Raw genomic sequence first — 9345 nt, forward strand, 5'->3', positions numbered from 1 at the left:
GGCGAAGTTGGCGAGGGCGGGCAGCCACTGCAGGGCCAGCGCGGCCAGGCACGCGGTCCAGCGGTGGCCGTTGACCGGGACCAGGACGTCGAGGTATCCGACCGCGGCGACCGCGAGCGCGGCGTTCGACACCCAGGTGGTGATCCAGTACGACCAGGCCGCGAGGAATCCCGCGAAGTCGCCGAACGCCTCGCGGGCGTAGACATAGGGGCCGCCGGTGCGCGGGTCGCGTGCGGCGAGCCGGCCGAAGACCAGTGCGAGCGCGATGGCGCCGACGGTCAGCACGCCGAAGGCGACCAGGCTGACCGTGCCGTACGGGGCGATGGAGGCGGGGAGCAGGAAGATGCCGCCCCCGATGATGTTGCCCATGACCAGCGCGGTGGCGACGGGCAGGCCGAACCGGCGGGCGTGCCTGCCGGAGTCGCCGTGCGGATCCCCGGCGGTGGCCGCGGGTGTCCCGGCGGTGACCGGGGGGATCTCGGCGGAGGCCGGAGCCGGGGCGGTTCCGGTGCTGTGCATGGGTGGTGCGCCTCTCATGGAACTGACGTTCCCGGGATCACCGGGACGGGTCCCATGGTCGGGGATGCGCCGATCTGGCTCAAAATCGCCGTTTTTTGTTCCGTGCGGACCGGCTGATCGTGGAAAAAGCGTCGTGGCGTGGGACTCCGGCCGTCAGATGTCCGGCGTCGGACGCGGTCGGTCCGTGGCGGCCCACAAGCTGCGCACATGCCCCAGGTGCCGGGTCATGATCGCGTGGACGGCCTTGTCGTCGCGCTCCAGCAGGGCGTCCAGCAGCTGGAGGTGTTCCTCCGCCGAGGCGAGCAGCCGGCCCGCCTCCACCAGCGCGGTCAGCCCGTACAGGCGGGAGCGTTTGCGCAGGTCGGCCACGACCTCGACCAGGTGGGCGTTGCCGGCCAGGGCGAGCAGACCGAGGTGGAAGCGGGTGTCGGCCTCGACGTAGGCGATCAGGTCGCCCGCCACCGCGGCGGTGACGATCTCCCGGGCCGCCGGGCGCAGCGCCTCCAGGGAGACCCGGTCGGCCGTGCGGGCCAGCTCCACCACGGTGGGGATCTCGACGAGCGCCCGGATCTGCGTGTACTCGTCCAGCTGCCGGTCCGAGACCGCCGTGACCCGGAAGCCCTTGTTGGGCACGGTGTCGACCAGCCCCTCCTTGGCCAGGTCGAGCATGGCCTCGCGCACCGGGGTCGCCGAGACGCCGAAGCGGGTGGCCAGCGAGGGTGCCGAGTACACCTCGCCGGGCCGCAGCTCGCCCGCGATCAGCGCGGCGCGCAGCGCGTCCGCGACCCGTTCGCGGTAGCTGCTCCGCCGGCCGCCCAGCCGGGGGAGCGCGGGCATCTCGGCGTCCCGGGGATTTGGTGCCATGTCACGCGTCACCGGGGTGAGTGTAGAGGACGCTAGAGGACGAACCCCTCCGGGAAGGGATCGGCCGGGTCCAGCAGGTACTGGGCGGTGCCCGTGATCCACGCGCGGCCGGTGAAGCTGGGCAGCACGGCCGGCACCCCGGCGACCTCGGTGGTCCCCAGCAGCCGGCCCGTGAACCGGGTGCCGATGAAGGACTCGTTCACGAACTCGGTGTGCAGCGGCAGTTCGCCGCGCGCGTGGAGCTGCGCCATGCGCGCGCTGGTGCCCGTGCCGCACGGGGAGCGGTCGAACCAGCCCGGGTGGATGACCATGGCGTGCCGGGAGTGCCGTGCCGTGGTGCCGGGTGCGTACAGGTGGACGTGGTGGCAGCCCCGGATCGACGGGTCCTCGGGGTGCACCGGCTCCGCCTCCGCGTTGACGGCCGCCATCAGGGACAGGCCCGCCGCCAGGATGTCGTCCTTGCGGGCGCGGTCGAAGGGCAGTCCGAAGGCGTCCAGCGGCACGATCGCGTAGAAGTTGCCGCCGTAGGCCAGGTCGTAGCCGACGGTACGGCCGTCCGGCAGGGTGATCTCGCGGTCCAGGCCGGCCGCGAACGACGGCACGTTCCTGAGCGTCACGCTCCGGGCGGCGCCGTCCGTCACCGCGACCTCGGCGACCACGAGCCCCGCCGGGGTGTCCAGCCGGATGGTCGTCACCGGTTCCGTGACCTCGACCATGCCGGTCTCCACCAGCACGGTGGCCACCCCGATCGTGCCGTGTCCGCACATCGGCAGATAACCGGAGACCTCGATGTAGAGGACGCCCCAGTCGCAGTCGGGACGGGTCGGCGGCTGCAGGATCGCGCCGCTCATCGCCGCGTGGCCGCGTGGCTCGTTCATCAGCAACTGCTTGACGGCGTCGCGGTGTTCACGGAACCACAGCCGCCGTTCGTTCATGGTCGCCCCCGGGACGGTGCCGATCCCGCCGGTGATCACGCGGGTCGGCATGCCCTCGGTGTGCGAGTCGACGGCGTGCAGGACGAGTTTGCTGCGCATCAGGACTCCTCACGCGAGGCCGGCGGCGACGGCCTTCCCCGTGACCGCGCGGACCGCGGCCTCCTGCTCGGGCGGCAGCGGCACCCGGGGCGGGCGCACCGGACCCCCGTACCGTCCGACGACGTCCATGGAGAGCTTGATCGCCTGGACGAACTCCGTCCGCGAGTCCCAGCGCAGCAGGGGATGCAGCTGCCGGTACAGCGGGAGGGCGGTGGCGAGGTCCCCGGCCAGGGCGGCGCGGTAGAGCTGGGCCGAGGCGCGGGGGAGCGCGTTGGGGTAGCCGGCCACCCAGCCCTTGGCGCCGGCCACCGCCAGCTCCAGCAGTACGTCGTCGGCGCCGATCAACAGGTCCAGTTCCGGAGCGAGTTCGGCGATGCGGTAGGCGCGGCGGACGTCACCGGAGAACTCCTTGACGGCCTGCACCAAGCCCTCGCCGTGCAGCCGGGCGAGGAGTTCGGGCACCAGGTCGACCTTGGTGTCGACCGGGTTGTTGTACGCCACCACGGGCAGTCCCGCCCGGGCGGCCTCCGTGTAGTGGGCGAGCACCGACCGCTCGTCGGCGCGGTAGGCGTTGGGCGGCAGCAGCATCACCGAGGCACAGCCCGCCTCGCCGGCCTGCTCGGCCCAGCGGCGGGCCTCGGCCGAGCCGTAGGCGGAGACGCCCGGCATCACCCGGTCGCCGCCGACCGCGGCCACGGCGGTCTCCACCACACGGGAGCGCTCCTCGTCGGTGAGCACCTGGTACTCGCCGAGCGAGCCGTTCGGCACGACGCCGTCGCAGCCGTTCGCGACGAGCCAGGCACAGTGCTCGGCGTACCGGTCGAGATCGACCGAGAGGTCGGCGCGGAGCGGGAGGGCGGTGGCGACGAGGATGCCGCGCCAGGGGCGGTGGTGGGGCGGGTGGTCGGTCATGGGAGTCTCCCAAGAAGTAGGATGTGACATGGTACTGGGGAAGGGGTGTCCAGTCCGCCCCACGGCAGACGGGTTCAGTCCCCCGCGGCCGGGTCGGTTTCAGTCCGCCTCCGGCAGGTCGGTTCTGTCCGCCTCCGGCAGGTCGGCCAGGACGCCGATCGGTACCGGGCGGGCGAACGGCCGCCGGCCGGGGTCGAGGGGACACCCGGTCAGACCGGCCACCGCGGGCGCGCACACCCGCCCCTGGCACCAGCCCATCCCGGCCCGGGTGAGCAGCTTCACGGTGCGCAGGTCCCCCGCGCCCAGCGAGCCGGTGGCCGCGCGCATCTGCCCGGCGGTCACCTCCTCGCAGCGGCACACCACCACGTCGTCCGGGACCCGGTCCGGCCAGCCCGCCGGCGGCGCGTACACCGCGTCCAGGGCCGTGGCGAACTCCCGCAGCCGGGTCCGCGCCCGGGCGGCGGCGGCCCAGCGGCGCGGGTCGGGGGCGGTGCCGTGCAGCCGGGCCGCTGCCGAGCGCCCGGCGATGTGCCCCTCGGCGAGCGCGAGGGCCGCACCGCCGATGCCGGTGGCCTCCCCGGCGGCCCAGACACCGGGCACGTCGGTGCGTTGCTCCGCGTCGACCCGTACGGCGGTGCCGGACAGGGTGCAGCCGAGGGTCTCGGCGAGGTCGGTGTGCGGCAGCATGCCGTGGCCGACGGCGAGGGTGTCGCAGGGGATGCGGCGGGCGCCGCCGGGCCTGAGCCTGCCGTCCCGGTCGAGCGCGGCCACGGTCACGGCCTCCAGCCGGTCGGTGCCGTGCGCGGCCACGACGGTGTACCCGGTCAGCGTGCGCACCCCGTGCCGCAGCAGCCGGGCCGCGTATCCGGCGCCCTCGGCCAGCTTGCCGGGCTGTGCGGCCAGGGCGGGCGCCCGGCGCAGCAGGGCGCCGGGGCTGGCGGACTCGACGAGCGCCGCGACCCGGGCCCCGGCCGCGGCGAGTCCGGTGGCCACCGGCAGCAGCAGCGGCCCGGTCCCGGCGACCACGGCCGTCCCGCCGGGCAGCACCAGACCGCCCTTGAGCATGGCCTGCGCGCCCCCGGCCGTGACGACCCCGGGGAGCGTCCAGCCGGCGAAGGGCAGCACCTGCTCGTACCCGCCGGTGGCGAGCAGCACGGCGTCGGCGCGGACGGTGACGCCTTCCTCCTGCGCGGGGCCGCGCAGGGCGTGCACGGTGAACCCCCCGGCGGTGGAGCCCCGCCCGGCGGGGGCTCCCTCGGCGGTCCCCGGCTCACCGGATTCCCGCTGCACGCACCAGACGTGATGGTCGGTCAGATGGATGAGGCGGCCGGCCGAGCGGTGCCGGTCCAGGCCGTCCCGCAGCCGCTCCCAGGTCCGCCACCGGTGGTCCGGGAGCCGGGGCCGGCGGGCGCCGAGGGCCGGGGCGGGCTGCCGGTAGAACTGGCCGCCGGCCTGCTCGCCGGCGTCGACCAGGATCACCCGGACCCCCCGTGCGGCCGCCGCCAGCGCCCCGGCGACACCGGCCGGCCCCGCGCCGACGACGGCGAGTCGCGGTCGTTCAGTCATCGTCCCGGCCCGTCCCCTCCTGTGTGCGGATCACATCGCCCGGGCGTACCGGCACCAGGCAGGCCCGCTGGTTCGGGCGGCCGTTGACGGTCACCAGGCAGTCGAAGCAGACCCCGATCCCGCAGAACACCCCGCGGGGCCGGCCGGTGCCGCGCGTACTGCGCCAGGCCGTCACGCCCGCCGCCCACAGGGCCGCCGCGACCGTCCGGCCCGGCAGCACCGTCAGGGTCCGGCCGTCGAAGGTGACGGTGCAGGTCTCGCCCGGCCGGGCCCGGGCCGGTTCCGGCGGCTTCACCGGACGTCGCCTCCCTCGGTGTCGAACCGCTCCGGCCGGAACGGTGCGAGATCCGGCCCGGACGCCTCGCCCGTGAGCGCTCGCGCGATCAACTGCCCGGTGCCCGGAGCGAGTCCGATGCCGGCGCCCTCGTGCCCGCAGGCGTGGAAGAGGCCGGGTGCCCGCGGGTCGGGGCCGATGGCCGGCAGGTGGTCGGGCAGGTACGGCCGGAAGCCCGCGTACGTCCGCAGGGCGCGGACCCGCCTCAGGAACGGGAACAGCCCGACCGCCCCGGCCGCCAGTGCCCGTACCGCCGGCAGCGACAGCGAGCGGTCGAAGCCCACCCGTTCCCGGGTGGCGCCGATCAGCACCGGACCGGCGGCCGTGCCCTCCACGACCGGCGAACCGCGCAGGGCCGCCGAGTCGCTGGCCACGTCGGCCACGTAGTCCGCCGCGTACACCTTGTGCCGGACCAGTCGCGGCAGCGGCTCGGTGACCAGTACGAAGCCGCGTCGGGGGAGGACCGGCAGGCGGACGCCGGCGAGCGCCGCCACCTCGCCGCCCCAGGTGCCGGCCGCGTTCACCACGGCCGGGGCGTGGATGTCGCCCCGGTCGGTGCGCACGCCGTACACCGTGCCGTGCGGCGTGCGCAGCACCCCGGTCACGGTCCGGCCGGTGTGCAGGGCGGCACCGGAGGCGCGGACCAGGTGGGCGGCGGCCAGCGCGGGCATGACCTGGGCGTCCTGCGGATAGTGCACACCGCCCGCCATGCCGGGCGCCAGGTGTGGTTCCAGCTCGGTCAGCTGCCGTGCGTCGACCGGTACGGCGGTGACCCCGGCGCCGCGCTGGCCGGCCGCGAACTCCCGCAGCGCGGCCAGGGCGTCGGGGGTCGGGGCGACCACGAGGCCGCCCTTGGGTTCGTACTCGAACGCCGCGCCGTGCTCCCGGGCCAGCTCGGCCCACAGCCGCGCGGACGACAGGGCGAGCCGGAGTTCGGGGCCCGGTTCCTTGTCGGAGACGAGGAGGTTGCCCTCGCCGGCGCCGGTGGTGCCGCCGGACACCGGGCCCCGGTCCACCAGGCGGACGCCGAGTCCGGCGCGTGCGGCGTACAGCGCGCAGGCCGCGCCCACCATCCCGGCCCCGACGACCACGACATCGCAGGTCAGTCGCTTGGTCACAGCAGTACTATGTCACATGTCGCTGCTTCTGAGGAGTACCCGGAACCGACACCGATTCCCAGGCGTGGACGCCCTCTTGACGCCGTACCGAGCCGGATCGACACTCCAAGGAGAGAATCCTAGTGAACAGGTAGGGAATCATGGCGCGCCTCCTGACGGGCACCGGCTCCACGGGCCGGACGCCGTTGCGCGCTCCCCTGCTCACCTCCCGCCGCCACATCGACCTGCAACGCGTCTGCAGCGCGATCAGCCGTCACCGCTGAGCCGGCCCCGCTCGCCCCCACCGACCGGCCACGCTCCCGCCGACCGGCCACGCCCGCGCCGGCGCGTCCCTCCGCACGCCCACCACCCGGGGAGACCCATGTCCATCACTCCGCTCGCCGCCGTCCCGTCCGCCCGCCGCACCGCCCCCGTCTTCCGGGGCCGCATCGGCCGGGACGCGCGCAGCGGCCACTACGCCGTGCCGCACCGCTACCGGCTCCATCTGTCCACCGCCTGCCCCGACGGACTGCGCCTCGCCGTGGGCCACAGCCTGCTCGGCCTGGACGCGAGCTGTCCGGTCACCCTCCTGCCCCCCGTCCCGGACTGTCCCGGCGGCGGCCACTCGGCGCTGCGCCCCCTGTACGAGGCCAGCGCCCACCACTACACCGGCCCGGCGCTCGCGCCCGTGCTGAGCGACGACTGGTCCGGACGGATCGTCAGCACCCATGCCCCCGACATCCTGCGCGACCTGGACCGGTTCGGCCCGCAGGGCCGTACCCGCCTGTACCCCGCCGGGCTGGAGTCCGTGATCGAGGCCGTCGAGCGGATGTGCGCCGAGGGCATCGAGGAGGCCGCGCAGCGCGCCGGCCGGGCCGACGCCGACCCCGCCGAGCGGGCCGCCGCCCTCGACGTGCTGCTCGACACCCTGGGCCGGCTGGAACGGCGGCTCGGCGCCGAGGAGTACCTGGCCGACGACCGGCTCACCGCCGCCGACGTGGAACTGTGGGTGACCCTGGTGCAGCTGGACACCGTCCACCGCTGCCACCTCGACGCCGCCGCGGTGCACCGCATCGCCGACCACCGCGCCCTGTGGGCCTACGCCCGCCGTCTGGCCGCCCGCCCCGGGTTCGGCCGCCACCTCGACCTCGACGGCATCGCCCGCCGCCACCACGGCCGCTGCCAGGGCCTGGAGGCCGCGGGAGCCGCTGTCCAGATCCTGGACTGGGCAGGCCATGCCGCGGACAGCCCAGATGCTTCTCGCAGGTGAGAGCTGCCGGACAGTGTCCAGTTGGCGGACGGCCGTTGACAATCGAACGGGCAACTGCCTTACTTACGGCTCAGAACGGTCATGAGCGTCAGCGCCAAGCCCTGGCTCGCTGACCGGCAACCCTCGCGTCGCGGTGGGGTGCCCCAGGTGACGACCGGACCGGACGACGCATTCGGTAAGCGCGAGGCCCCACGGGGCCGGAACAGTGACAGGTGACGCCATGTACGCAGCTCCCAGGACGGCCGCGAGCCGCCCCCAGGGCTGCGTACCGTCGTACGCCGGTCTCCTGGTCGCCGACCGTGCCGTCGACCTGCTCCGCGTGAACAGCGCACTGTGTACCGCACCGGGCTCTGCCCGCTGTCAGGGCTGACGTCCCCTCCCAGCCCCCGCGTTCCCGCCGCACACCCACCGCCCGGTGTGCCGTTGTCCGCCCCGCCCCCGGTTCCGCGCCCGCCCGTGCGCCGCCTCGTGCCCCCGTGCCGACGCGGCCCGCCTCCGACCGCGCGCGGTCCCGGGGTGTCCGACCCCGCCGGAGCCCGCCATGAGTGAACCACCAGGCACCGCCGTCTCGACCGCCGAGCCGCCGGTACGCGCCGACACCCCGTCACCACCCCTCACCGCACAGCGCGTCCAGCCGCTGCGCCGGCCCGGCCGGTGGATCGTCACCGCCGCCGTCCTCGTGCTCGTCGCGCAGATCCTGCACGGACTGGTCACGAACCCCTTCTACCAGTGGGACCGCTTCCGCTACTGGTTCCTGCGCCCGGCCGTCCTCGACGGCCTCGTCGTCACCCTCGAAGTCGCCGCGCTCAGCGCGGTGCTGGGGCTCCTCGGCGGCATCCTGCTGGCCGTCACCCGGCTCTCCGGCAGCCCGGTGCTGCGCGCGGCCAGCTGGACCTACACCTGGCTGTTCCGCTCCGTACCGCTGATCGTGGTGCTGATCTTCCTGTACAACTTCAGCGCCCTGTACAAGACGCTGAGCCTCGGGGTGCCCTTCGGGCCCGCCTTCGTCACCTTCGACGAGTCGCGGCTGGCCACGGACATGACGATCGCCGTCCTGGGCCTCAGCCTCAACGAGGCGGCGTACGCGTCCGAGGTGGTCCGCGGCGGCATCCTCTCCGTCGACCAGGGACAGCACGAGGCGGCAGCCGCGCTCGGCCTGCCCAAGGGCTACCAGTTCCGCCGGATCGTCTTTCCGCAGGCCCTCAGGTCCATCACCCCGAACTACGTCAACCAGCTCATCGGTCTCATCAAGAGCACTTCCCTGGTGTTCTACGTGTCCCTGCTCGACCTGTTCGGATCCGTGCAGTCGATGGGCAACACCTACCCGGGTGACATCGTGCCGCTGCTGGTGGTCGCCACCGTCTGGTACCTGATCCTGACCAGCGCCGTGTCCGTCGCCCAGTTCTACGTCGAGCGGTACTACGCCCGGGGCGCCACGCGCACCCTGCCGCCGACCCCGTTGCAGAAAGCCCGGGCCAGCCTCGCCGGACTGCGCGACCGGCTGCGCAGGGAGGCCGCCGTATGACCACCGCACCGACGCTCGCCAAGCCCGCGCCCGCCGCACTCGAGATCCGCGGCGTCCACAAGTGGTACGGCAGCCACCGCGTCCTCGACGGCATCGACCTGACCGTCCGCCCCGGCGAGGTCACCGTGATCATCGGTCCGTCCGGCTCCGGCAAGTCCACCCTGCTCAGGGTCGTCAACCACCTGGAGAAGCCCGAGATCGGCCACGTCAGCGTGGGCGGCGAA

The 9345-nt window shown here is 74.4% G+C and carries 11 protein-coding genes and 1 riboswitch; of the genes, 4 read left to right on the top strand and 7 right to left on the bottom strand.

Annotated elements, in window-relative coordinates; genetic code table 11:
• The 7 genes from IE312_RS40450 to IE312_RS16850 all read right to left on the bottom strand — a co-directional run.
• On the bottom strand, window positions 1-519 hold a 519-nt coding region (locus tag IE312_RS40450), incomplete at its 3' end, for an amino acid permease (RefSeq protein ID WP_229899916.1).
• A gap of 153 nt (window positions 520-672) precedes the next feature.
• Complete coding sequence (locus IE312_RS16825; protein ID WP_189982748.1) at window positions 673-1383, bottom strand: GntR family transcriptional regulator; 711 nt, start codon at window positions 1381-1383, stop codon at window positions 673-675.
• Between the two features lie 32 nt (window positions 1384-1415).
• The gene (locus tag IE312_RS16830; RefSeq protein ID WP_189982567.1) at window positions 1416-2417 is read right to left on the bottom strand and encodes a proline racemase family protein; all 1002 of its coding nucleotides are present in this window, start codon (window positions 2415-2417) and stop codon (window positions 1416-1418) included.
• Between the two features lie 9 nt (window positions 2418-2426).
• Window positions 2427-3329 carry a dihydrodipicolinate synthase family protein gene (locus IE312_RS16835; protein ID WP_189982569.1) on the bottom strand — a complete coding sequence of 301 codons (903 nt, stop codon included), beginning with the start codon at window positions 3327-3329 and terminating at the stop codon, window positions 2427-2429.
• Window positions 3330-3428: 99 nt separating this feature from the next.
• Window positions 3429-4895 (bottom strand): FAD/NAD(P)-dependent oxidoreductase, encoded by a 1467-nt coding sequence (locus tag IE312_RS16840; protein WP_189982571.1) that lies wholly within the window; start codon window positions 4893-4895, stop codon window positions 3429-3431.
• Window positions 4888-5190: a (2Fe-2S)-binding protein gene (locus tag IE312_RS16845; RefSeq protein WP_189982574.1), complete on the bottom strand. Its 303-nt coding sequence runs from the start codon at window positions 5188-5190 to the stop codon at window positions 4888-4890. Before IE312_RS16845 ends, IE312_RS16840 begins: the two co-directional genes overlap by 8 nt.
• Complete coding sequence (locus IE312_RS16850; protein ID WP_189982576.1) at window positions 5187-6347, bottom strand: NAD(P)/FAD-dependent oxidoreductase; 1161 nt, start codon at window positions 6345-6347, stop codon at window positions 5187-5189. Before IE312_RS16850 ends, IE312_RS16845 begins: the two co-directional genes overlap by 4 nt.
• A 140-nt stretch (window positions 6348-6487) precedes the next feature.
• Here IE312_RS16850 and IE312_RS43800 point away from each other — a divergent pair, with 140 nt between their 5' ends.
• From IE312_RS43800 to IE312_RS40455, 4 genes are all read left to right on the top strand, one after another.
• Complete coding sequence (locus tag IE312_RS43800; RefSeq protein WP_268254318.1) at window positions 6488-6610, top strand: putative leader peptide; 123 nt, start codon at window positions 6488-6490, stop codon at window positions 6608-6610.
• 98 nt (window positions 6611-6708) lie between these two features.
• Entirely contained in the window at window positions 6709-7596 is an 888-nt protein-coding gene (locus IE312_RS16855; RefSeq protein WP_189982578.1) for a glutathione S-transferase C-terminal domain-containing protein, read from the top strand.
• 77 nt (window positions 7597-7673) lie between these two features.
• Window positions 7674-7784, top strand: a riboswitch (SAM riboswitch).
• Window positions 7785-8137: 353 nt separating this feature from the next.
• Window positions 8138-9121 carry an amino acid ABC transporter permease gene (locus IE312_RS16860; RefSeq protein WP_189982580.1) on the top strand — a complete coding sequence of 328 codons (984 nt, stop codon included), beginning with the start codon at window positions 8138-8140 and terminating at the stop codon, window positions 9119-9121.
• Window positions 9118-9345, top strand: a 228-nt coding sequence (locus IE312_RS40455) for an ATP-binding cassette domain-containing protein (RefSeq protein WP_229899918.1), incomplete at its 3' end; no start/stop codon positions are given. The genes IE312_RS16860 and IE312_RS40455, both read left to right, overlap by 4 nt.

The organism is Streptomyces capoamus, from assembly GCF_014654935.1.
In the GTDB taxonomy this organism is placed as follows: Bacteria; Actinomycetota; Actinomycetes; order Streptomycetales; family Streptomycetaceae; genus Streptomyces; species Streptomyces capoamus.

Coding starts and splice junctions, on each gene's coding strand:
- IE312_RS16825 (WP_189982748.1), bottom strand. CDS start 1,383: ATGGCACCAAATCCCCGGGACGCCGAGATGCCCGCGCTCCCCCGGCTG.
- IE312_RS16830 (WP_189982567.1), bottom strand. CDS start 2,417: ATGCGCAGCAAACTCGTCCTGCACGCCGTCGACTCGCACACCGAGGGC.
- IE312_RS16835 (WP_189982569.1), bottom strand. CDS start 3,329: ATGACCGACCACCCGCCCCACCACCGCCCCTGGCGCGGCATCCTCGTC.
- IE312_RS16840 (WP_189982571.1), bottom strand. CDS start 4,895: ATGACTGAACGACCGCGACTCGCCGTCGTCGGCGCGGGGCCGGCCGGT.
- IE312_RS43800 (WP_268254318.1), top strand. CDS start 6,488: ATGGCGCGCCTCCTGACGGGCACCGGCTCCACGGGCCGGACGCCGTTG.
- IE312_RS16855 (WP_189982578.1), top strand. CDS start 6,709: ATGTCCATCACTCCGCTCGCCGCCGTCCCGTCCGCCCGCCGCACCGCC.
- IE312_RS16860 (WP_189982580.1), top strand. CDS start 8,138: ATGAGTGAACCACCAGGCACCGCCGTCTCGACCGCCGAGCCGCCGGTA.